This is a genomic window from Alloalcanivorax xenomutans (assembly GCF_900217905.1).
In the GTDB taxonomy this organism is placed as follows: Bacteria; Pseudomonadota; Gammaproteobacteria; order Pseudomonadales; family Alcanivoracaceae; genus Alloalcanivorax; species Alloalcanivorax xenomutans.
In genome coordinates, this window is sequence record NZ_OBMO01000028.1 from 25,043 (window position 1) to 47,979 (window position 22,937).

General features: G+C 62.2%; 18 protein-coding genes. 4 read left to right on the top strand and 14 right to left on the bottom strand.

Going from position 1 to position 22,937, the window contains the following annotated elements; all coding sequences use genetic code 11:
* Positions 1-13 precede the first annotated feature (13 nt).
* From CRO06_RS18360 to CRO06_RS18390, 7 genes are read right to left on the bottom strand one after another with little or no spacing between them, the layout of a single operon-like run.
* On the bottom strand, positions 14-391 hold the full coding sequence (locus tag CRO06_RS18360) for a putative zinc-binding protein (protein WP_097059097.1): 378 nt from the start codon (positions 389-391) through the stop codon (positions 14-16).
* Positions 388-1,164: a peptidylprolyl isomerase gene (locus CRO06_RS18365; RefSeq protein ID WP_063139907.1), complete on the bottom strand. Its 777-nt coding sequence runs from the start codon at positions 1,162-1,164 to the stop codon at positions 388-390. The genes CRO06_RS18360 and CRO06_RS18365 overlap by 4 nt, the downstream gene beginning before the upstream one ends.
* A 3-nt stretch (positions 1,165-1,167) precedes the next feature.
* Positions 1,168-1,857 carry a respiratory nitrate reductase subunit gamma gene (gene narI, locus CRO06_RS18370; RefSeq protein ID WP_022995212.1) on the bottom strand — a complete coding sequence of 230 codons (690 nt, stop codon included), beginning with the start codon at positions 1,855-1,857 and terminating at the stop codon, positions 1,168-1,170.
* A gap of 4 nt (positions 1,858-1,861) precedes the next feature.
* Positions 1,862-2,620 carry a nitrate reductase molybdenum cofactor assembly chaperone gene (gene narJ / locus CRO06_RS18375; protein WP_097059098.1) on the bottom strand — a complete coding sequence of 253 codons (759 nt, stop codon included), beginning with the start codon at positions 2,618-2,620 and terminating at the stop codon, positions 1,862-1,864.
* Positions 2,613-4,169, bottom strand: a complete 1,557-nt coding sequence (gene narH / locus CRO06_RS18380) for a nitrate reductase subunit beta (protein WP_097059099.1) — start codon at positions 4,167-4,169, stop codon at positions 2,613-2,615. Before narH ends, narJ begins: the two co-directional genes overlap by 8 nt.
* Positions 4,166-7,912: a nitrate reductase subunit alpha gene (locus CRO06_RS18385; RefSeq protein WP_097059100.1), complete on the bottom strand. Its 3,747-nt coding sequence runs from the start codon at positions 7,910-7,912 to the stop codon at positions 4,166-4,168. Before CRO06_RS18385 ends, narH begins: the two co-directional genes overlap by 4 nt.
* Positions 7,913-7,922: 10 nt before the next feature.
* Positions 7,923-10,565 carry a nitrate/nitrite transporter gene (locus CRO06_RS18390; protein WP_097059101.1) on the bottom strand — a complete coding sequence of 881 codons (2,643 nt, stop codon included), beginning with the start codon at positions 10,563-10,565 and terminating at the stop codon, positions 7,923-7,925.
* 140 nt (positions 10,566-10,705) lie between these two features.
* Between CRO06_RS18390 and ubiT the strand changes: the two genes are divergently transcribed.
* The gene (gene ubiT / locus CRO06_RS18395; RefSeq protein WP_022995217.1) at positions 10,706-11,173 is read left to right on the top strand and encodes a ubiquinone anaerobic biosynthesis accessory factor UbiT; all 468 of its coding nucleotides are present in this window, start codon (positions 10,706-10,708) and stop codon (positions 11,171-11,173) included.
* Positions 11,174-11,257: 84 nt separating this feature from the next.
* Here ubiT and CRO06_RS18400 read toward each other — a convergent pair whose 3' ends face one another.
* The 7 genes from CRO06_RS18400 to cydD form a co-directional block, all read right to left on the bottom strand.
* Positions 11,258-11,968, bottom strand: a complete 711-nt coding sequence (locus CRO06_RS18400) for an anaerobic ribonucleoside-triphosphate reductase activating protein (protein WP_055099230.1) — start codon at positions 11,966-11,968, stop codon at positions 11,258-11,260.
* Positions 11,961-12,152 carry an anaerobic ribonucleoside-triphosphate reductase gene (gene nrdD / locus CRO06_RS18405; RefSeq protein WP_022995219.1) on the bottom strand — a complete coding sequence of 64 codons (192 nt, stop codon included), beginning with the start codon at positions 12,150-12,152 and terminating at the stop codon, positions 11,961-11,963. The genes CRO06_RS18400 and nrdD overlap by 8 nt, the downstream gene beginning before the upstream one ends.
* 45 nt (positions 12,153-12,197) lie before the next feature.
* A complete protein-coding gene (locus CRO06_RS18410; RefSeq protein ID WP_022995220.1) occupies positions 12,198-13,928 on the bottom strand; it encodes a ribonucleoside triphosphate reductase in 1,731 nt (576 codons plus the stop codon).
* 235 nt (positions 13,929-14,163) lie between these two features.
* Positions 14,164-15,051 carry a U32 family peptidase gene (locus CRO06_RS18415; RefSeq protein WP_022997144.1) on the bottom strand — a complete coding sequence of 296 codons (888 nt, stop codon included), beginning with the start codon at positions 15,049-15,051 and terminating at the stop codon, positions 14,164-14,166.
* 11 nt (positions 15,052-15,062) lie between these two features.
* The gene (gene ubiU / locus CRO06_RS18420) at positions 15,063-16,070 is read right to left on the bottom strand and encodes a ubiquinone anaerobic biosynthesis protein UbiU (RefSeq protein ID WP_022997143.1); all 1,008 of its coding nucleotides are present in this window, start codon (positions 16,068-16,070) and stop codon (positions 15,063-15,065) included.
* An 88-nt stretch (positions 16,071-16,158) separates the two neighbouring features.
* Positions 16,159-17,814, bottom strand: coding sequence for a thiol reductant ABC exporter subunit CydC (gene cydC / locus CRO06_RS18425; RefSeq protein ID WP_097059102.1), 1,656 nt, complete (start codon positions 17,812-17,814; stop codon positions 16,159-16,161).
* Positions 17,807-19,507, bottom strand: a complete 1,701-nt coding sequence (cydD, locus tag CRO06_RS18430) for a thiol reductant ABC exporter subunit CydD (protein WP_097059103.1) — start codon at positions 19,505-19,507, stop codon at positions 17,807-17,809. The genes cydC and cydD overlap by 8 nt, the downstream gene beginning before the upstream one ends.
* Before the next feature lie 453 nt (positions 19,508-19,960).
* Here cydD and CRO06_RS18435 point away from each other — a divergent pair, with 453 nt between their 5' ends.
* From CRO06_RS18435 to cydX, 3 genes are read left to right on the top strand one after another with little or no spacing between them, the layout of a single operon-like run.
* Positions 19,961-21,541, top strand: coding sequence for a cytochrome ubiquinol oxidase subunit I (locus CRO06_RS18435; RefSeq protein WP_022997139.1), 1,581 nt, complete (start codon positions 19,961-19,963; stop codon positions 21,539-21,541).
* A gap of 13 nt (positions 21,542-21,554) precedes the next feature.
* Positions 21,555-22,685 carry a cytochrome d ubiquinol oxidase subunit II gene (gene cydB, locus CRO06_RS18440; protein ID WP_022997138.1) on the top strand — a complete coding sequence of 377 codons (1,131 nt, stop codon included), beginning with the start codon at positions 21,555-21,557 and terminating at the stop codon, positions 22,683-22,685.
* A 10-nt stretch (positions 22,686-22,695) separates the two neighbouring features.
* Positions 22,696-22,818 carry a cytochrome bd-I oxidase subunit CydX gene (gene cydX / locus CRO06_RS18445; protein WP_014995381.1) on the top strand — a complete coding sequence of 41 codons (123 nt, stop codon included), beginning with the start codon at positions 22,696-22,698 and terminating at the stop codon, positions 22,816-22,818.
* Positions 22,819-22,937: the final 119 nt, after the last annotated feature.

Consider the following 22,937-nt stretch of genomic DNA (forward strand, 5'->3'; position numbering starts at 1 on the left):
GCGTATCCGTCGCTTAGTGGTCCAGGGTATTGATCAGGGTGACGACCTGATCGATCACCTGTTCAATGTCCCCTTCACCATAACGCCGCCCGCGTCTTTTTCGCAGTCCGTTCTGATAAAGACGAACGTGGTGGTCCGGCCGTACATCCGCGCGTTTGAGGCAGTGCTCGGCGCAGTGCATCTGGCAGCCGTCGATGGCGATGATCACCCGCCCGGAGCGGGCCTTGCGTACCAGGCCGGGCACGCCGCCGCCGACACCGGCGATACAGGACATTTCGGCGTGCCCGGCGTGGTCCAGACGCACCGCCACTTCGTTGGCGAGCTGAGCCACGTCGGAGCAGCCGGAACAGGAATACAACAAGGGCGGTTTGCGTGAACGCTGGCCGGTCATGAATCCTCCTCGAGGTGGAATCCGCGCACGCCGATATCGTTCTCCAGCGCCAGAAGATACTGGTGCAGGGCGCGTCGGCTGGCTTGCTCGAGCAGTTCGTGACGCACGCGTTCATTGACGTGTTCATAGGGCAGGGGGCGCGCTGGCCGCAGCTCTCTGATGTGTACCAGATGCCAACCGTAACGGCTGGCCAGCGGTCTCCCGTGCAGCCCTGTCGGCAGCCGCGCCAGCACCCGGTCCAATTCGGCGACGGTCTGTCCCGGCCCCAGCCAGCCCAGTTCACCGCCCTGGTCCCGGGATGGGCAGTCGGAATAGCGCTGGGCCAGTTCCGTGAACCGATGCTCTGACGCGTCCAACTGGCGCAGCAGTTTCTGTCCCAGACGATACTGCCGGTCCCGGGCCCGGGCGTCGTCCGGCGCGGCGGCCAGAAGGATGTGCCGGAGATGCCAGCCGGGAGGGGTTTGGAAGCGCTCCGGGTGGCTGTGATAGTAACGCCGGCAATCAGCCGGGTGTGGCTCCGGGACCTGCAGGTCCTGCTCCAGCAGGGCGCTGATGCAGGCTTCTTCATCGGTCGGATCCAACCCGCATTGCGCTGCCCGTTGCAACAGCAATTGGCGAATCACCAGGGCCCTGGCTGCCTGTCGCCGGGCCCGATCAAGGTCGCCAGCGGGATGGTGCTGGGTTTCCCGGGCGATCTCGCTCTCCTCGATGAGGGCCTCGCCAACCTGAATCACGCCGCCGCCGGGGCGTTCCACCATATCGATGCGTTGCATGGCTCAGGCCCGCCTGCGGACGATTTGATAGCGACGGAAAAGATAGCCCAGGGGCAGGCTCCAGACGTGCACCAAACGGCTGAACGGAAACACCAGGAAAATGGTCAACCCGATGAAAATGTGCACCTTGTAGATCCAGCCCACGCCTTCCAGATAAGCGGCGGCGCCACCCTGGAAGAAAGCGATGGCCTGGGCCCAGTGCGCCAGCTGCAGCATCAGGCCACCGTCCAGATGCCCAAGGGCCGGGCCGATGGTGGCCAGCCCGAGGGTAACCTGTACCACCAACAGAGCAATGATGAAGGTATCCATGGCACTGGAACTGGCCCGCACGCGGGGGTTGAACAGGCGCCGCCACAGCAGCATGACGCCGCCGATAAAACAGAGCACGCCGGCGATGCCGCCCACCAGGATCGCCATTATCTGTTTAGCCCCAGCGCTGATAATCCAGGCGTAGGCCCAGTGTGGCGTCAGTAACCCCACCAGATGGCCGAAGAAAATCACCAGGATACCGATGTGAAAGCTGTTGCTGGCCAGCCGCATGTGCCGCGACGACAGCATCTGGCTGGAGCCGGTTTTCCAGGTGTACTGGCCATGATCGAAGCGGATCAGGCTGCCCACCAGAAAGACGCTGACGGCGATATAGGGATAGATGCCGAACAGCAATATGTGCAGATGATGCGACAAGGATTCCATCAGCTCACTCCTTGGCGCGACCGCTGACGGCCGCCGCTGTGGGTGGGACGAAACGGACCGGTTGTTCCTCGGCCTGTTGCCGTTGTCGGGTCCGGTGACGGCCTTGGGCGGATTGCAACTGACAGTCCTGATCGGATTCGGCGGAGAAGCGCACGGCTTCCTCTTCCCACACCGCGTCCAGGGCCTGGGGAGTGTGGTCCGGTGCTTCCCGGGATACCTCGGGCCGATGCGCCTGTATTTCCGATTCCGCGCCGATCAGAGCCAGCAAGGCGGTGACGGCCAGAGTCTGGGGTGCCTCCCGGCTTTCCAACCGTGCCGCCAGCCGGGCGAGAATGGCGCGGATTTCACCGAGCCAGCGGCCGATTTCCGTTTCCCGGCGGGTGGACAGAAACTCCAGAAACAAGGGCAGATAATCGGGTAATTCCCGCGCTTGCAAACGGAAGCCGGCCTGTTGGTAGTGATCGAGCAGATCCACCATGGCCTGACCCCGGTCCCGGGATTCACCGTGGACATGCTCGAACAGCAGCAGTGAAGTGGCGCGGCCACGGTCGAACAAGGCCACGTATTCGGCTTGCAGATCCAGCAAATCGGCGGCGGCGATCCGTTCGCACCATTGGCCAAGCCGGTCCCGCATCGACAGGGTCCAGCGTCGTTCCGCGCTCAGGGCGGCGGCCAGTTCCGGCGCCGCCTGTTGCAAGGCGATTTCGGGATACTCCAGCAGGCGGGCGAGGGCACGCAGGCTCCGTTGGGTGATCTCAGTCATGACGCGCCTCCTGCTGCTCCGGTTCGAAACGTCGCGGTTTTACCAGGGTGGCGGTCTGCTTGCGCCCGCCGAACAGACTGGTATCGTCGTCGCCGCCCTGACAACCATTGCCAAAGGTGAAGCCGCAGCCGCCGCGTTCCGGAAACGCCTCACGGGCCTGTTCGCGATGGCTGGTGGGGATGACGAAACGGTCCTCGTAGTTGGCGATGGCCAGATAGCGGTACATTTCCATGACCTGGGCTTCGCTGAGACCCACCTGGTCGAGTACGGTGGTATCGGTTTCGCCATCCACCTGTTTGCCGCGCATATACAGGCGCATGGCGAGCAGCCGTTTCAATGCCAGCACCACCGGCTCTTCCTCGCCGGCGGTGAGCATATTGGCCAGATACTTCACCGGGATGCGCAGGGATTCGATTTTCGGCAACACACCGTCGAATTCCAGATGGCCCGCCTCGGCGGCGGACTGGATCGGCGACAGTGGTGGCACATACCAGACCATGGGCAGGGTGCGATACTCCGGGTGCAACGGTAGCGCCAGCTGCCAGTCCACCGCCAGCTTGTACACCGGCGAGGCCTGGGCGGCGGTGATCACATTGTCGGGAATGCCATCGGCCCGGGCCCGTTCGATAACATCCGGGTCATGGGGATCGAGAAAGATATCCCGCTGGCGGTGGTACAGATCCCGCTCATCCGGGCTTTCCGCCACGTCCTTGATACGGTCCGCGTCGTACAGCAGCACGCCCAGATAGCGGATCCGTCCGACGCAGGTTTCCGAGCACACGGTGGGTTCACCAGCTTCAATACGCGGAAAACAGAAAATGCATTTTTCTGATTTTCCGCTTTTCCAGTTGTAATAGATTTTCTTGTACGGACAGCCGGACACACACATGCGCCAGCCCCGGCATTTGTCCTGGTCGATCAGGACGATGCCGTCCTCCTCCCGCTTATAGATGGCGCCGCTGGGACAGGAAGCCACGCAGGTCGGGTTGAGGCAGTGCTCGCACAGGCGCGGTAAATACATCATGAAGGTGTGCTCGAACTGCCCGTAGATGTCCGCTTGTATCTGATCGAAGTTGCTGTCCTGACGGCGCCGGGCGAACTCGGTGCCGAGAATCTCCTCCCAGTTGGGACCCCATTCGATCTTCTTCATGCGCTCACCTGAAATCAGCGAGCGTGGCCGCGCCACCGGTTGATGCTTGCCAGGCTTGGCCTGATGCAGATGCTCATAGTCGAAGTCGAAAGGCTCGTAGTAGTCGTCGATTTCCGGCAGATCCGGATTGGCGAACAGATTGGCCAGCACCCGCCACTTGCCACCGATGCGTGGTTCGATGCGGCCGTCCTTGCGACGCAGCCAGCCACCTTTCCATTTGTTCTGGTTCTCCCATTCCTTGGGGTAGCCAATGCCAGGCTTGGTTTCCACGTTGTTGAACCAGGCGTATTCCACGCCCTCGCGGCTGGTCCAGACGTTCTTGCAGGTCACCGAGCAAGTGTGGCAGCCGATGCACTTGTCCAGATTGAGGACCATGCCGACCTGGGATCGAATAGTCATTTCGCGGCCTCCTGAACGAAGTCCTGGCCTTCACCGTCCAGCCAGTCGATGTGTTTCATGCGCCGTACCATGACGAACTCGTCGCGATTGGAGCCGACGGTGCCGTAATAGTTGAACCCGTAGGCAAGCTGCGCGTAGCCGCCAATCATGTGGGTGGGTTTGGGACAGGCCCGGGTCACCGAGTTATGGATGCCTCCCCGGGTACCGGTGATTTCCGAGCCTGGCACATGCACATTGCGCTCCTGAGCGTGGTACATCATCACCATGCCCTCTTTCACCCGCTGGCTGACCACCGCCCGGGCGGCGATGGCGCCATTGGCGTTGTACAGCTCGACCCAGTCGTTGTCAGCCACGCCCAAATCAGCGGCATCGGATTCCGACAGCCACACCACAGGCCCGCCCCGATTGAGCGTCAGCATCAGCAGGTTGTCACTGTAGGTGGAGTGAATGCCCCATTTCTGATGCGGAGTGAGGAAGTTCAGCGCCTTGCTGGGATAGCCATTATCCGGCGGCGGCGTGACACTGCTGGCGGCGCGGGTATCGATGGGCGGCCGGTAAACCAGCAGGCTTTCGCCGAAGGCGCGCATCCAGGGGTGGTCCTGATAAAGCTGCTGACGGCCGCTCACCGTGCGCCAGGGAATCAGTTCGTGCACGTTGGTATAGCCGGCGTTGTAGGACACATGTTCGTCTTCCAGGCCGGACCAGGTCGGGCTGGAAATGATCTTGCGCGGTTGGGCGACGACATCGCGAAAGCGGATTTTTTCCTCTTCCTTGGCACGGGCGAGATGGCTGTGATCGCGGCCGGTGAATTGGGACAATGCCTCCCAGGCTTTCACCGCCACCTGACCGTTGGTTTCCGGGGCCAGGCTGAGAACGACCTCGGCGGCGTCGATGGCGGTTTCGATGCAGGGCCGGTCCTTGGCCGGGCCCGCTGTCTTGCGACGGTTAAGCTGGCCGAGAAAAGCCACTTCCTTATCCGTGTTCCAACTGATGCCCTTGCCGCCATTGCCCAGTTTCTCCAGTGCCGGGCCCAGAGCGGTAAAGCGTTCGTAGGTGGCCGGGTAATCGCGTTGCACCTCGATCAGGGAGGGCATGGTTTTCCCCGGCACCGGCTCGCATTCGTCTTTTTTCCAATCCTTCACCCGTGGCTGCGCCAGCTCCGCCGGAGAGTCGTGCTGCAGCGGCAGGGTGACCAGATCGGTTTCCTCGCCCAGATGGCCCTCGCACACTTGGGAAAAGGCTTTGGCGATGCCTTTATAGATATCCCAGTCGCTGCGTGACTCCCAGGCCGGATCGGTGGCGGCGGTGAGCGGATGAATGAACGGATGCATGTCCGAGGTGTTGAGATCGTCTTTCTCATACCAGGTGGCGGTGGGCAGCACCACGTCGGAGTACAGGCAGGTGGTGGACATGCGGAAATCCAGCGTCACCAAAAGATCGAGTTTGCCTTCCGGTGCCTCGTCGCGCCAGGTCACTTCCCGGGGCCGTTCACCGCCGTCGCCAAGGTCCTTGCCCTGAATACCATGGCGGGTACCGAGCAGGTACTTGAGCATGTACTCGTGGCCCTTGCCGGAGCTGCCGAGAAGATTGGAGCGCCACACGAACAGATTGCGAGGGAAGTTTTGCGCATCGTCCGGATCCTCGGCGGCGAATTTCAGCGCGCCGGATTTCAATTGCGATACCACGTAGTCCGCGGTGCTTTGTCCGGCTTGCTTCGCGGCTTGGGCCAGGCGCAGCGGATTGGTGTTCAATTGTGGCGCGGAAGGCAGCCAGCCCATGCGCTCGGCGCGCACATTGAAATCGATCAGGCTGCCGCCGTAGTCCTCCACTTTGGCCAGGGGCGAGAGCAGGCTCTTCACGTCCAGTTTTTCGTAACGCCATTGGGAAGAGTGGGCGTAGAAAAAAGAGGTGCCGTTCATATGGCGCGGCGGCCGGGACCAGTCCAGGCCGAAGGCCAGAGGCAGCCAGCCGGTTTGCGGCCGCAGTTTTTCCTGGCCCACGTAATGAGCCCAGCCGCCGCCGCTTTGTCCCACGCAGCCGCACATCACCAGCAGATTGATCAGGCCCCGGTAGTTCATGTCCATGTGATACCAGTGGTTCATGCCGGCGCCGACGATGATCATGGATCGGCCACGGGTCCTGTCGGCATTGCTGGCGAACTCCCGGGCGATGCGGATGCACTGGTCCGCCGGCACACCGGTGATGCTCTCCTGCCAGGCGGGGGTATAAGGTTTGACTTGCCGGTAATCGGTGGCGCCTTGATCCTCGCCGAGTCCCCGATCGATACCGTAATTGGCGCAGAGCAAATCAAACACCGTTACCGCCACAATCTCGCCGCCATCGGCGCTGGTGAGCACTTTCACCGGCAGGCTATGGGTGAGGGTGTCGTCGCCGCCATTTTCCACATGAGGAAAGTGTTCGTGGGGAATGCCGCCGAAATAGGGGAAGGCGACCTTTTCCACCCGGTCGTGATCGCCGGCCAGGCTGAGGCGGGGTTGGATGTCCTGGCCATCAGCGTCAACCGGCTCCAGGTTCCATTTGCCCTGTTCGCCCCAGCGGAAGCCAATGGAGCCGCGCGGTACCGCCAGCCGTTCCCCGTTCTCATCCCAGACCAGTGTTTTCCAGCCCGGATTATTGTCCTGGCCCAGATTGTTGGCGAAGTCGCTGGCGCGCAGTTGTCGGCCGGGCACATAGCGGCCATCGTCGCGGCGTTCCAGTTCCACCAGACAGGGCAGGTCGGTATAACGGCGCACGTAGTCGGTGAAGTAGGCGCTGGGGGAATCCAGGTGAAACTCCTTGAGGATCACATGGCCCATGGCCAAGGCGAGGGCGGCGTCGGTGCCCTGTCTGGCGCTCACCCACTCATCGGAGAGCTTGGCCACCTCCGCGTAGTCCGGCGTGATCGCCACGGTCTTGGTGCCCTTGTAACGCACTTCGGTGAAGAAGTGGGCATCGGGGGTGCGTGTCTGCGGTACGTTGGAACCCCAGGCGATGATGTAGCCGCTGTTGTACCAGTCCGCGGATTCCGGCACGTCGGTCTGCTCGCCCCAGGTCTGCGGCGACGCCGGCGGCAGGTCGCAGTACCAGTCGTAGAAGCTCAGGCAGACACCGCCGATCAGCGACAGGTAACGGGCGCCGGCGGCATAGGACACCATGGACATGGCCGGGATGGGCGAAAAGCCGATGATACGATCCGGCCCGTATTGCTTGGCGGTGTAAACGTTGGCGGCGGCGATCAACGTATTGAGCTCATCCCAGCCGGCGCGCACGAATCCCCCCATGCCTCTGTTTTTCTTGTATTGGGCGGTCTTGTCCGGATCCTCGACCAGGCTGGCCCAGGCATCCACCGGATCACCGTGCCGCTCCAGCGCCTCGCGCCACAGCCGCCACAGGGATTGCCGCACCAGCGGATATTTGAGCCGGTTGGCGCTGTACAGATACCAGGAATAACTGGCGCCGCGGGGGCAGCCCCGGGGCTCGTGGTTGGGCAGGTCCGGGCGGGTACGGGGGTAATCGGTTTGTTGGGTTTCCCAGGTCACCAGGCCGTTCTTTACGTAGATCTTCCAACTGCAGGAGCCGGTGCAGTTCACCCCATGGGTGGATCGCACGATCCTGTCGTGTTGCCAGCGGGCCCGGTACCCGTCTTCCCAGTCCCGGTTTTCGTCGCGGGTCTCACCATGGTGATCGGAAAATTCGGTTGGCTTCTTTCCGAGATACCTCAGGCGGTCCAGAAAGTGGCTCATGGTGTTGCTCCTAACAGGGAATCTCCGCTTTTTTGCGGGTGTAATAGAACCAGGTCAGTCCCAGACACAGGACGTAGAACAGCAGGAAGCCGTACAGCGCCGGTTCGGCGCCGCCGGTGAGATCCAGGGCCGTGCCGAAGGCCTTGGGAATAAAAAAGGCACCGTAGGCGGCGATGGCGGAGGTAAAGCCGACCACGGCGGCGGCTTCGCGGTCGCTTTCCAGTTGCTGTTGCCGGACATCCTGGTCCGGCATCAGCCGGGCCACTTCATGACGGAAGATGGCCGGCACCATTTGAAAGGTGCTGGAGTTGCCCACCCCGGAGACCAGGAACAGCCAGAGGAAGCAGACGAAGAAGCCGACAAAGGCACCGGGTTGATCGCGATGGTCGAGGAACCAGAGTAATCCGATCACCCCGGCGATCATGCCGACGAACACCCAGAAGGTAACGCGGCCTCCGCCAAGCCGGTCCGCCACGCCACCGGAGAAGGCACGGCTCAGCGCTCCGAGAAGCGGACCGAGGAACGCCAACTTGAGAGCGTCCACTTCGGGGAACAAATGGGAGCTGAGCAGCGGAAAGGCGGCGGCGAAACCGATAAAACTGCCAAAGGTGCCGGTGTACAGCACGCACATCAGCCAGTTGTGCTTGCGCCGGAAAATCACCGCCTGATCCTGGAATGAGGACTTGGCGCTGGCGATATCGTTCATGCCGAACCAAGCAGCCACGGTGGCGGCAATAATGAACGGCACCCAGACGAAGCCCGCGTTCTGCAGCCATAAGCGCTCGCCGTCGGCGGTCGTTTGCGGATCGCCGACCGCGAAGGCAAACACGCCGGTGGTAATCACCAGCGGTACCAGGAACTGCATCAGGCTCACGCCCAGGTTACCGAGGCCCGCGTTGAGTCCCATGGCGGCGCCTTTTTCCTTTTTCGGAAAGAAAAAAGAAATGTTCGCCATGCTGGAAGCAAAGTTGCCGCCCCCAAAGCCGCACAACAAGGCCAGTACCAGCATTACCAGATAAGGGGTGTCCGGGTTGCGTACCGCGAAACCGATCCACAGCGCCGGCAGTAACAGCGATGCGGTGGAGAATGCGGTCCAGCGGCGGCCGCCGAAGATCGGTACCATGAAACTGTAGAACACTCGCAGGGTGGCGCCGGAGAGGCCCGGTAACGCCGCCAGCCAGAACAGCTGATTGGCGTTGTAGTTGAAGCCCACTTGCGGTAACCGCGCCACCACCACCGACCACACCATCCAGACGGAAAAGGCCAGCACCAGATTGGGAATGGAAATCCACAGGTTGCGGCGGGCGATGGCGCGACCCTGCTGCTCCCAGAAATCGGTGTCCTCCGGCCGCCAGTCCTGCAGTACCAGTTTGCTCGGGGTGGACAGTTCCGGCAGGTCGCCGGTTTCGCGCTGCTCCGTCCATTCCACCCGGTTGGCCTTGATAATGGCGTAATGCATCCACGCCAGAGCTCCCGCCACCAGCACGAACAGCAGCATGAAACAGCTTTGCCAGATGCCCACCACGTCATTGAGCATGCCGAAGGTCAGCGGCAGGAAGAAGCCGCCCAGGCCGCCGACCATGCCCACCACACCGCCCACGGCACCCACGTGTTCGGGGTAGTAGGTAGGGATGTGTTTGAAGACCGCCGCCTTGCCCAGAGACATAAAGAAGCCCAGCACCATGATCAGCAGCACGAAGGGTGGCAGGCCCATGATCAAGGAAAAACGCAGTTCACCATCAATGCCCTGAATGCGGTATTCGGTGGGGGGATAGCTGAGCAGGAAAGTGCAAACCAGGCAGGCGATGAAGGTCCAGTACATCACGCGCCGCGCGCCGTACCGGTCGGAGAGCCAGCCACCGAGAATGCGGAACAGGGAGCCGGGAAGGGTGAACAAAAGGGTGATCATGCCGGCGGTGGTGAGACTTACCCCGTAGACCCTCATCAGGTAGTGGGGCAGCCACAGCGCCAGGGCAACGAAGGCGCCGAACACAAAAAAGTAATAGAGCGAGAAGCGCCACACTCGAAGGTCGGCCATGGGCGCCAGCCGCTGGCTCAAGGTGAGGGACGGAGTCGGGTGTCGCGGATCCCGCGCGAACACCAGGAAGCCAAGGCCCATCAGCGCCAGCACCAGCGCATACACCTGGGCGGTGCCCTGCCAGCCCAGCGCCACCAGCAGTAAAGGCGCGGCGAAGTTGGTCAGCGACGAGCCCATGTTGCCGGCGCCGAAAACGCCCAGGGCGGTGCCCTGGCGGTCGCCGCCAAACCAGCGGGAAACGTAAGCGGTGCCCACGGCGAAGGCGCCACCAGCCAGACCCAGGCCCAGCGCCGCCAACAGCAGCATGGGGTAACTGTGGGCCAGGGTCAGAAGATAGACGCAGCTGGCGCTGACCAGCAGCAGGATGCCCATAACCGGACGCCCGCCGAAGCGGTCGGTGAGAATGCCGAGAACCGGCCGGCTGATCGAGCCGGTGAGCACCGGTGTCGCGATCAGCAAAGCCAGTTCGGTGTCCGACAGATTCAGTTCTTTACTGAGAGGGATGCCAATAATGGACAACAAAGTCCATACGGCGAAGCACAGCGTGAACGCCAGGGTGGAAAGGAACAACGCCTGCCCCGAGCCGGGGGGTGAGACCGGTTCCGTTGATGCCACGGTGCCTCCTTGAGGTATGGGCCGTCCGTGTGTGGCAATCTGTCAGAAATAACTATCAAACGTATTGATTAGGGTCAACCTCTCTCCGACGAATGGCATGGAGTATGGGGTTCCCGTCATGACAGTCCGGGGACTGCTCAATGCGATATCCTTTCACGCCGCCGAAGCCGCCGTCGCCACTGGCGGTATTTCGCCATATCGATGCTCATGCGCCGTTGCCGCTGAAGCGCCCTTTTCTGGAGCCGCTGATGAACCGTCTACTGGCGGAGCCGTTGGCGGCGGGGGAATTCGAACCCTTGCAGGGGCGTCACCTGACCCTTGATCTGGCTGACGGCGCGCCGCGTTTTACCGTGACGCTGCAGGCCAACCGTCTGCGATTAAGCGAACGCCCCGGCGAGGCGTGTATTCGTGGAGGCTGGCGTGAATTTTTGCAGCTCCTTGGCAGGGAGCAGGATCCGGACACCTTGTTTTTCCAGCGCCGTTTGTTGGTGGAAGGGGACACCGAATTGGGGTTGTGGGTGAAGAATCTGCTCGATGGTCTGGATCAGAGCGGCTGGCCGGGACCGGTGCGGGAGGGATTGCGGTTGCTGGCGTACGCAACACGTTGATCGCTGCCATGGCTGATTCCCACGAAAGGATTACAAAGCTCTTGCAGTGCTCTTGAAGCGACCTTTGAATTCATATCCCCATTGTCAACGCACGCTGAGCGTTTCAAATAACGGCCGCAGCCGTTCCGCCAGTTCGGGCAGAGGATTGGCTATCGGCGACGGCTGTTGATAGGACGGTGACAGGCATTGTTGTGGTCGCGCCCATTGCAGGGCGTAGTGGCGCACTCCCTTGGCGGCCAGCCAGCGTGCCAGCCGTTCCACGGCGGCTTCATCGAAGTCCAGCCAGTGCACGGTGGTGCGGCACTCCAAAGCGAGATCGGCGGCCAGCAACTGATCCAGACTGTCGCACAATTGTCGCCACTGCCGGCCGCGCCCGGTGATGCGATCGATTTGAGCCGCATCCCCTTTCACGTCCAGACCCACCCAATCCAAATCCGGTATCAGTGTGCTCAGCCGGCGGGGGTAACTGCCGGCGGTGTGCAGACCGATGCCGAATCCTCGCTCACGGGCCCGCTGTATCGCCGGTAACAGGTGTGGATGCCGGGTGGGCTCGCCGCCACTGAACACCACCGCTTCCAACAGGCCTCGTCGTGTTTCAAGAAAGGATTCGACTTCAAGCCATTCCCGCACCTGGCCCCGCCGGGGCGGGATCATGTGCGGGTTATGGCAATAGCCGCAGCGCAGCGGGCAACCCTGCAGGAAGACCACGCACGCCAGCCGGCCTGGATAGTCCAGTGTGGTCAGCGGCGTCAGGCCCGCCACCGGCAGGGCCGGAACGGCATCCGCGTCAGCCATTCAGGCGTGCCTGTTGCTCACAAAAATGACGGCGCTGGCGATGCTCGGATTTTTTACCCGGATTGAACTGGCTCACCGGCCGGTGGTATCCCATCACCCGGGTCCAGACTTCGCAGCGCTGGCGTTGCTCTTCGGGCAGGGTGTCACGGGGATTCAGAGAAGCGGTGGAGAGAGAAGCGTTCATGGTATGTCTCCTTTTTGCGATGGAATAAAAATCAGCGTGAAAGTGTCAGGCCACGTGGGTGTCTTTCACTGTTGTTTGCTGGGCCAGCAGCGCGTCGTCGCAGCGCGGGCAGAATTCGTGTTCTCCAGCCAGGTAGCCGTGGACCGGGCAAATGGAAAAGGTTGGCGTCACGGTTATGTAAGGCAGTCGGAACCGGGACAGGGCGGTGCGTACCAACTGGCGGCAGGCGCGGGAGCTGGAAAGCCGTTCGCGCATGTACAGATGCAGCACGGTGCCGCCGGTATAGCGGGTTTGCAGCGGGTCTTGATGAATCAGCGCCGCGAACGGATCCTCGGTATGGCCCACCGGCAACTGACTGGAGTTGGTGTAATAGGGAGCCTCGGGCGTACCGGCCTGGAGAATGTCGGGATAACGGCGGGCGTCCTCCTTGGCGAAGCGGTAGGTGGTGCCTTCCGCCGGAGTAGCTTCCAGGTTGTACAGATGGCCGGTTTCTTCCTGGAAACCACGCATGCGTTCGCGTACGTGTTCCAGAAGACGCAAGGCCAGGTCACGACCCTGCTCGGTGGCGATATCCTGGCGATCATGGGTGAAATTACGCACCATCTCGTTAAGACCGTTCACGCCCAGTGTGGAGAAATGATTGCGTAACGTGCCCAGATAGCGCCGGGTGTAGGGATAAAGCCCCGCGTCCATCCAGCGCTGAATGCAATCGCGTTTGATTTCCAGACTGTCGCGGCCCAGTTCCAGCAGCCGATCCAATTCCCGGTAGAGCCCTTTTTCGTCGCCGGCGAAGCGATGACCCAGCCGCGCGCAGTTGATGGTCACCACACCCACGGAGCCGGTTTGCTCGGCACTGCCGAACAGGCCGTTACCACGTTTGAGCAGCTCACGGACATCCAGCTGCAGGCGGCAGCACATGGAACGCACCATGTGCGGTTGCAGATCAGAATTGAGGAAATTCTGGAAGTAGGGCAGGCCGTACTTGGCGGTCAGGGCGAACAGCCGCTCCGTGTTGGGCGCGTCCCAATCGAAATCCTCGGTGATGTTGTAGGTGGGAATCGGGAAGGTGAATACCCGGCCGCGTTGATCGCCGGCTTCCATCACTTCCAGATAGGCGCGGTTGATCAGATCCATCTCCGCCTGCAGCTCGCCGTAGGTGAACGGCTGCTCCTCGCCGGCGATCACTGGCACCTGTTCGCGCAGATCCTCCGGGCAGGTCCAGTCGAAGGTCAGGTTGGTGAACGGGGTCTGGCTGCCCCACCGGGAGGGCACATTGAGGTTGTAGATAAATTCCTGGATGGCTTGCCGTATCGCCGGGTAGTCCAGGTTGTCACGGCGCACATAGGGTGCCAGGTAGGTGTCGAAGGAACTGAAGGCCTGGGCACCGGCCCATTCGTTTTGCAGTGTGCCAAGGAAGTTGACCATCTGGCCAAGCGCGCTGGAGAGATGTTTGGGCGGGCCGCTTTCGGCGCGGTCGGTGACGCCGTTGAACCCTTCCATCAACAGGCTGCGCAGGGACCAGCCAGCGCAGTAGCCGCTCAGCATATCCAGATCATGCAAGTGCAGATCGCCTTCCCGATGGGCGCTGCCGATCTCCGGCGGGTAAACCTGATCGAGCCAGTAGTTGGCGATCAGCTTGCCGGAGATGTTGAGGATCAGCCCGCCCAGGGAGTAACCCTGATTGGCGTTGGCGTGCACGCGCCAGTCGGCGCGACTGAGGTATTCCTCGACGGTGGTGCTCACTGCCACCGTGCTGTCCGGGCGGGGTGTGGTCATGGCGCTGTTTCCATATTTAGTGTGTTTTATTTGGTTTGGCACAATATATGGTGGTCAGCGTAAAGGTGAGACCGAGAGAAAGGGCTGATCTGGGTCAAGGAAAGTGAGGGTGGGAGGGGCCGGACGCCGATAATGCAAAACCAGACCCAACGCCCTGGCAAGCACTAAAACGCTTATTTATTTCCGCAATGCCTGCAGCCCCGGGTTTTGACTTTAGCGTCTGGCGTCCGGCGTCCTACCGCCGGTCCATCCCGGGGGCGCCGTGCCAGTAGCCGTCACAGCGCGCTTCGTCCACCAGGGCAAGCGGGTCCCGGTGGTCCGGCTGGCCCCGGCGCACTCGATCAAAAGCCGCCACTATCTCCGCCATGGGCTCGTCGGCCACCACCAGGCGCGCGCTGCTTATCCCCATTTCAGCCATCACCGGCAGTTCCCGGCGCAGGTCCTGGGGCCAGGCGGAGAGGGTCTGGATGCCATTGAGAGTGAACAGTCTTCGACCATCCTGACTGAACAGAGGCAGCCCCTGAGGATCGTCCCGGCAAACAAACTGGCAGCGGTCCTTGGCATTGCCCCGCCGCCGGGCGGTGAAGCAACGGGCCGACCAGGCCAGCGCCAGATGCCCATAGGCATGGACCTCGCACGGCAGAGCCAGATCCTGTTCCCGCAGTGCTGTCAGCAAAGCGGTGAGCGCCTGCCGGGACAGTTCCAAGGGCGCGTGCCAGCGTTGCATACCGGACCCAGCCAGCAAGCGGATGGCTTCCACGTTGTAGAGGTTCAGAGGCGCGCCGCCGATAAAGGGAATGCCGGCTTCGCTGAGCAAATGGACGGCGCTCATATCATTGGCTTCCACCGGCAGTTCGCCGTTGTCGCACAGCCGGCGCAGCGCGCGCAGGTCGGCGCCGGCCTCGATCAGCGTTTGCGAGGCCAGCACCACGGTCTTGCCCTGAGCACGCAGTTCCCGGGCCAGCCCGAGCCAGTGGTCCAGTTTCATGTCCCGTCGCCGACCGCACACGGTCTCGCCCAGATAGATCCGTTCCACCGGCCAGTCCGCCGCCTGCGCATAGAAGCTCTCGTAATCCTGTTGGTGCCAATAAAACGGTACCGGTCCCAGGGCCAGTTCCAGCATGCCGATGCCTCCTATTTCCAGCGCCGCTCGTAGGCGCCCAGGGTGGTGGTGGTGCCTTCGGACAGGGCGCTCAGCGCACGTTGCCAGGCCGGGTCGGACTGGAACATGGATGATGTCCGGGAGAGACGGTCCAACGCCTGGCGCCATACCCGGGTGACCTCCCGTACATAAGCGGGACTGCGTTGCCGGCCTTCGATCTTCACCGCGGCGATGCCGAGGGCCTGCAACTCCGGCAGCAGCTCCAACGTATTCAGACTGGTGGGTTCCTCGATGGCGTGATAGAGCTCGTTGTCCACCCGGAAGCGGCCCTTGCACAGGGTTGGATAACCGGCTTGTTCGCCAGGACCATAACGGTCGATGAGCACGCCGTTGAGACGGGAACTGAGACCGCCGTCCCGCTCTTCCCAGCGCACGTGGGCGGCGGGTGAGCAGGCACCGTGGGTATTGGGCGATTCACCGGTGAGATAGGAAGAAAGATAGCAGCGCCCTTCCACCATGATGCACAGGCTGCCGAAGCCGAACACTTCCAGGGCCACCGGCGAAGCCGCCGCCAGCTGTTTGACCTGATCCAGTGACAGCACCCGGGGCAGCACCGCGCGGCGAATGTCGAAATGCCGATGATAAAAATGCAGGGCCTCGGCGCTGGTGGCGGAGCCTTGCACGGACAAATGCCGGGGCAGGTCAGGGTGGCGGCGGCTGGCATACTCGAGCAGGCCCAGGTCCGCCAGAATCAAGGCATCCACACCGAGATCCGCGGCCTGATCCACGGCCCGGGTCCAGAGCGGCCAGCCCTCGTTTTGCGGATATGTGTTGATGGCGCAGAACACCCGGCAACCTTGCCGGTGGGCGTAGTCGATACCTTCCCGGGCCCGTTCCGGAGTGAAGTTGAGACCGGCGAAGCGACGCGCGTTGGTGATGTCCTTGAAACCCATGTAAACCGCGTTGGCGCCTTCGTCCACCGCGGTTTTCAGTGCCGGCAGATTGCCGGCGGGGCAGACCAGTTCCGGGGAACCGCTCATGTCTCCTCCCATGCCAGGTAGCGTGGCCGGTCAGGGTAAAGCCGCTGGGCCGCGCCGGGCTGACCTGGATCAAGGGGAAGGCCGGACTTCAGAGGTCGAGGACGAGCCGGTTCTCCATCCGTTCGGCATGGCGCCGGTCATGGGTGACCATGATCAGAACCCGGTCGTTCAAGGTGGAATGCAGCGTGTCGAACAGAGCGTCGGCGGTGGCCGGTTCCAGACCGGTGAAGGGCTCGTCCAGCAGGACGACCGGACTGTCCCGCAGCAGCACCCGGGCCAGCGATAAACGCCGTCCCTGTCCGCCGGAGAGGTGCATGCCGTTGGTGCCGATCCAGTGATCGAGACCGCCACGTTGCCGTACCAGATCCGCCAGCCGTGCCTGTTCCAGCACCTGCCAGAGGCGCTCGTCGCTGGCGTCCGGTCTGGCCAGGCGCAAGTTATCCCTGAGAGTGCCGGTGAATAGCTGCTGTTGCTGTAACAGCAGGGCGAAACATTGGCGCCAGGCGTCGCTGTCCGCCCGTTCCTGGCTGACACCGCCGAATCGGATCTCGCCAGCACTGATCCGTTGCAGGCCCATCAGGCAATGCAACAGAGTGGATTTACCACTGCCGCTTGGACCGACGATGGCCAGCGGAGCGCCGGCTCGCGCTTGCAGATCAAGACCGCTGAACAAGGCCGGTTGTCCAGGCCAGGCGAAACTCAGTCCGGAGACCTTCAAATCGCCGTCGGACCGGGGAATCCCGCTGCCGCCGGCGGCCGGCGGCGGGATTGGCGTGCCGGTCAGGGCCTCCAGGCGTGTCACGGTGGCACGGGTGTCTGGCCAGCCCTGCCAGGCCTGAGCCAGGGGCAGGGTCACCTCGGCGGCGGCGAGTACCAGCAGCATCAGGGCCAGCGCCATCGGCGCGTCGATCATCTCTTGCCGCACCGGCGTGATCAGTATCAGCAGCATCGCCACCGCCAGCCACTGCATCAGACTCTGAATCAGGGTCTGGGTGATGGCGTGCCGCAAGGCCAGCCGATGCTCGAGCGCGGCCAGATCGGCCAGGCGGCGGCGCCACTGCTCGAGTAATGACGGCCGCAGGCCATAGGCAAGCACATCGGGCAGTCCGTTGAGGGTTTGCACCAAATCCCCACGAAGCTGTTCGCGTTGCCAGGCCCGTTGTTCCAATGGTTCGGCGGAAACTTTCGACAAGTGCCGCAGTGGCAGGAACATCGTGATAAAACCGGCCAGCATGGCCAGGGCCGCCGCCGGTCCGGCGATCCAGAACCCGGCCAGCAGCAATACCACGGCGGTGGCGATGGCCACCAGGGCGGGCTGTCCCTGTCCCAGCCAGGCGTTCTCCAAGCGCTCCACATCTCCCAGCAGGCGCTCCAGCAAATGGCCGCTGCTCAGTGACGACAAGGGGCCGGGTATGCGCGGCAGAATCGCCGCGAACAATCGCGTGCGCAGGCGCTGCATCACATGGAAGGTGGCGTCATGGCTGACCAGCCGCTCGAAATAGCGGGACACGGTGCGGCCCACCGCCAAGGCGCGAATGCCGGCGCTGGGAACCAGAAGGTTGAACGCCACCGCCGGACCGCCAGCGGCCAGCCCGGCCAGCGCCGCGGCGCTGATGAACCAGCCTGACAAGCCCAGCAGCGCCATGGCGGCGAGGGCGGTAATCAGCGCCAGTAACCCGGCATTACGTAGCCGAGTGCCTTCCCCTTTGAATTGATGACGAAGCCAGGTGATGCGATCAGCCATGGGCCCGCCCTTCCATGGGCACCGGGGAAGGGCCCAGCCACAGGCTCTGGTCGGCCAGGGTGGCGAGCGCCGGGGAATGGGTGGCGATCACCAAGGTGCGTTGTCCCTTGCGGGCGCGCAGCGCCGCGATGATGCGTTGCTCCAGGGGGGCATCCAGCTCCGCGGTGGGTTCGTCGAGCAGCAGCAGTGGTGCCGGGCTCAGCAAGGCCCGGGCCAATGCCAACCGGCGGCCTTGCCCGCCGGAAAGACCGCCGCCGTTCTCGTCCAGCGCCGTATCCAGTCCGGCGGGCAAGTGTTCCAGACCACATTCGGCCAGTACTTGATGTAAGGCCTCGTCATCGGCATCCGGGGCGGCCAGACGCAAATTATCCGCCACCGTGCCGTGGATGAACCACGGATGCTGCCCGGCCCAGGCCAGATTGCCGGTCACCTGTGCCAGCAGTGGCGCCGGCCGGCGGTTATGGCGTACTTCGCCGGTGTCCGGCGCCAGCAAACCGGCGATCAGTTTCAACAGAGTACTCTTGCCCGTGCCGCTGTCGCCCCTGAGTACCAGGCACGTCCCGGCCGTTACGGTCAGAGAGCAGTCGTGAAGCAGGGTCTCCTCGCAGCCAGGGTAACGGAACGACACCTGGTCAAGGGTCAGCGTGGTGGCGGTGGTGGAGACGTCAGCGGAAACGGTGGTGGCGCCGCTATCCTGGAGCAGTGGCGCCAGGACCTCGGCGGCGGCGCGGGCAGCGGCGCGGTCATGATAGCCGGCGGCCAACTGACGCAACGGCTGATAGAACTCCGGTGCCAGCAGCAATAGCCAAAGTCCGGTGGCGAAATCGAGCCGGGGACCGGGACCGATGGCGATCAAATTGAGCAGGTGCAAACCCACATACAAGGCCACCAGGGCCACCGATAGCGCCGCGAAAAGCTCCAGCACGGCGGACGTAAGAAAAGCGATTCGCAGTACTTTCATGGTGCGTTTGCGGTATTCGGCGTTGACCGTATCCACTGCCCGTTGCTCCGCCGCTTCACGGGCGAAGGCTCGCAGCGTCAGCACGCCACGCAGACGATCGAGAAAATAGCCGCCGAGAAAGCGCAAACTTTCCAGCTGTCGATCCGCTGCCCGCTGCGCGCCACTGCCCACCAGCATCATGAAGACCGGGATCAAAGGCGCGGTACACAGGAAGATCACACCAACGATCCAGTCCATGCTGAACGCGGCCAATAAAAACAACACCGTGGCCACGCTGGCCACTCGCCGTTGCACCGCGAAACCGGCGTGATAGCGACCCACCGCGCCGGCTTGTTCCAGCAAAGCGGTGCTGGCTTCCCCCGCGGTCAAGGTACCGCCGGCACCGCGCAACAATGCCTCCGCCACGGCGCCGCGTACTGCCTGGCTGATATCGGCGGCGGCGCCGGCACTGAATCGGGCGCGGGCGGCTCCGGCCAGGGCCCGCGACGCCAGCGTCAACAACAGCAGGGAGGCGGGCAGCCATAAAGAGGGCTCGCCGTTGAGCAGACCAGCGGCGAGCCAGGCCAGCAGTCCCGCCTGAATGATCGCCAGCGGCGTATCCGCCAGCGCGCTCAGGTATAGCCAGCGCACCATGTTCTTGGCGTGTTGCCGTTGTGCATCCAGCCAGAGGAGCGGGCTGGCCGGGGGTTCCGCGGACGCCGCGGGAGAATCTTGATGTAAATCAATAGGCATGCCGGTTTTCAACTCTTCTCTGGACCGCCGACGTGAACAGGGGCAGGGCCGGTGCTATGCTGAACCCGGCTTCACCAGCGCGAACAACGATGGGGATCAATGGTAGACCCGATTGCTCAGGCTTTCACCCGCAGTCTGTAATCACATGGATGAAAGTCAACGGGCAATTCCCTGTGGCCACGGTCCATGGTGGCCACTCTGGCGGGTCGTCGCGGGGCAACGTTAAAAATTACGCCCGGCAATTTTTAATCCTGAATCGTTTCTTTGTCGACACGGAAACGCTGCTTCCATCGTATACGCGCACCGGTAAACAGAGGGCCACGGAGGGTCTTCAGCAGGATATTTCTGCAGGCAAGGAATGGCTGGCCGTCAATATCTCCATGGGATGGAGCGGATCGGTTGAGTCCGATCCGGTTGGCGAACCGCCAATGTGTAATCAGGGGAGAAACGCAGATGATCGACGCTACTCTGGTTGAGTTGTCGCGGGCGCAGTTTGCCCTGACAGCAATGTACCATTTCCTTTTCGTACCTCTGACTCTGGGACTGTCCTTCATGATCGCCATCATGGAGAGCGTCTATGTCATGACCGGACGCACCATCTGGCGTGACATGACCAAGTTCTGGGGGTTGCTGTTCGGCATCAACTTCGCCATGGGCGTGGCCACCGGTATCGTCATGGAGTTCCAGTTCGGTACCAACTGGGCTTACTACAGCCACTATGTCGGTGACGTGTTCGGCGCGCCTTTGGCGATCGAAGGCCTGATGGCGTTTTTCCTCGAAGCCACGCTGGTCGGTCTGTTCTTTTTCGGCTGGGACAAACTGGGCAAGGTCCAGCATCTGGCGGTGACCTGGCTGGTGGCCCTGGGGTCGAATCTGTCGGCGTTGTGGATTCTGATCGCTAATGGCTGGATGCAGAATCCGGTGGGCTCCTTTTTCAATCCCGACACCATGCGCATGGAAGTCACCGATTTCGCCGCGGTGATTTTCAATCCGGTGGCGCAGGCCAAGTTCGTTCATACGGTGGCCGCCGGTTACGTTACCGGCGCTGTGTTCGTATTGGCGATCAGTGCTTACTATTTGCTGCGTGGCCGTTATAAGGCGCTGGCCAAACGCTCCTTCACGGTGGCGGCTTCGTTCGGACTGGCGGCGGCGCTGTCGGTGGTGGTGCTCGGTGACGAGTCCGGTTATGCCATCACCGAGAATCAGAAGATGAAACTGGCGATGATCGAGGGGATGTGGCACACGGAAGAGGCGCCGGCGTCGTTTTCCTTGTTCGGTATTCCGGACCGCGAGGCCCAGGAAACGCACTATGAGTTGAAGATTCCCTGGGTCATGGGGTTGATCGCCACGCGCAGCTTCAGCAAGGAGATTCCCGGCATCACGGAACTGGCGGCCCTTTCGGAGATGCACATCCGTGATGGTTTGCTGGCCTACGACGCGCTGGAAACCCTGAAGGTCGATGAGGCCAACCCGGAGGCCAGGGAGACTTTTCTTCAGAACCAGGAATATCTGGGCTATGCGTTGCTGTTGAAAAAGTACGTGGAGGATCCCCGTGATGCCAGCGATCAGCAGATCGTCATGGCGGTACAGGATTCGCTGCCCAATGTGTTCGCGTTGTTCTGGTCGTTCCGTTTCATGGTGGCCATCGGTTTCTACATGATCGCGCTGTTTGGCCTGGCGTTCTATCTGGTGTCGCTGCGTCGCCGGGTGCCACGCTGGTTCCTGAGGGTGTCCTTTTACACCTTGCCGTTGCCCTGGATCGCCGCGGAGCTGGGTTGGCTGGTGGCGGAATACGGCCGGCAGCCCTGGGTCATCGAAGGGGTGTTGCCTACTTTCCTTGGCGTCAGTTCCATCGGCATCAGTGACATTCTCATCTCCCTGGGGGGCTTCATGGTGTTGTACACGGTGCTGGCGGTGATCGAGGTCCGTCTGATGCTCAAATACATCCGCAAGGGCCCGGAACAGGAAAGCGGTGACGATCCCGCCAAACTGGATGCCGGCCTGTCACCGGCCTTTGCCAAGTCCCAGGAATGAGGGAGGAAACGCCATGATTTTCGATTACGAAGTGTTGCGTTTGATCTGGTGGGCCTTACTGGGTGTTCTGCTGGTGGCCTTTGCCGTCACCGACGGCTTCGACATGGGCGTGGCGGCGCTATTGCCAGCGGTGGCCCGAAGCGACGGCCAGCGCCGCCAGGTGATCAATACCGTGGGACCGGTGTGGGAAGGCAATCAGGTCTGGTTCATCCTTGGCGGCGGCGCCATTTTTGCCGCCTGGCCCGCGCTTTACGCGGTCAGCTTTTCCGGATTCTATCTGGCCATGTTCCTGATCCTGTCGGCGCTGATTATCCGGCCGGTGGCATTCAAATTCCGCTCCAAGCGCGACGAACCGGCCTGGCGCGCACGCTGGGACGCGGCGTTGTGCTTCAGCGGTGTGGTACCGGCGCTGATTTTCGGTGTGGCGGTGGGCAATGTGCTGCAGGGCGTGCCGTTTCATTTCGACAGCAGTCTGCGGCCGTTCTACACCGGTTCCTTCTTTGCGTTGCTGAATCCGTTTGCTCTGTTGTGTGGGCTGGTGTCACTGGCGATGCTGATACTGCACGGCGCCACCTGGCTGCAGATCAAGGCGGATGGTGAACCGGCGGAGCGGGCCCGAAAATTCGGCATGGTCGCGGCCATTGTCGTAATCGTACTGTTTGCCGTTGGTGGCTTCTGGGTCAGTCATATGGACGGCTACCGCATCGTCACGGCAATGGATCCGCAAGGGCCTAGCAATCCATTGCGCAAGGAAGTGGTGTCGGAAGCCGGCATCTGGCTGAACAATTACCGTGCCCAGCCGGTTCTATGGCTGGTGCCCCTGGCCGGTTTCGCCGGTGCCGTGCTGGCGTTGATGGGGTTGTTCTGGCGCGTGGGCGCTTTGAGCTTTCTCGGCTCAAAGCTCTCGGTGGCCGCTATCATCACCACGGTGGGAGTGTCCATGTTCCCGATGATTCTGCCGAGCAGCTCTGATCCGGGCCACAGCCTGACCGTCTGGGACAGTTCCTCCAGTCATTACACCCTGGGCGTGATGCTGTTCGCCACGGTGGTGTTCCTGCCCATCATCCTGCTGTACACCGCCTGGGTGTATAAGGTGTTGTGGGGCAAGGTGAGCGAAAGCGACGTCAACAAGGATATGTACTGAGGAAACGATTATGTGGTACTTCAGCTGGATTCTCGGTGTGGGCCTGGCCTGCACCTTCGCCATCCTCAACGCCATGTGGTTTGAGCTGTCCGAAGTGGACGAGCAGGCCCGTGAGGCCGAGGACGAGGGGTAATTTCGGAGATTGTTACAAGGCCGCTGTAATCGGATGGACTCGCCCTCGCCGAGGCGTCTAGGCGCCACGGTGGCATTCTAAACATGTCAACGACAGCGAGGGCGAGCCCATGAAACAGC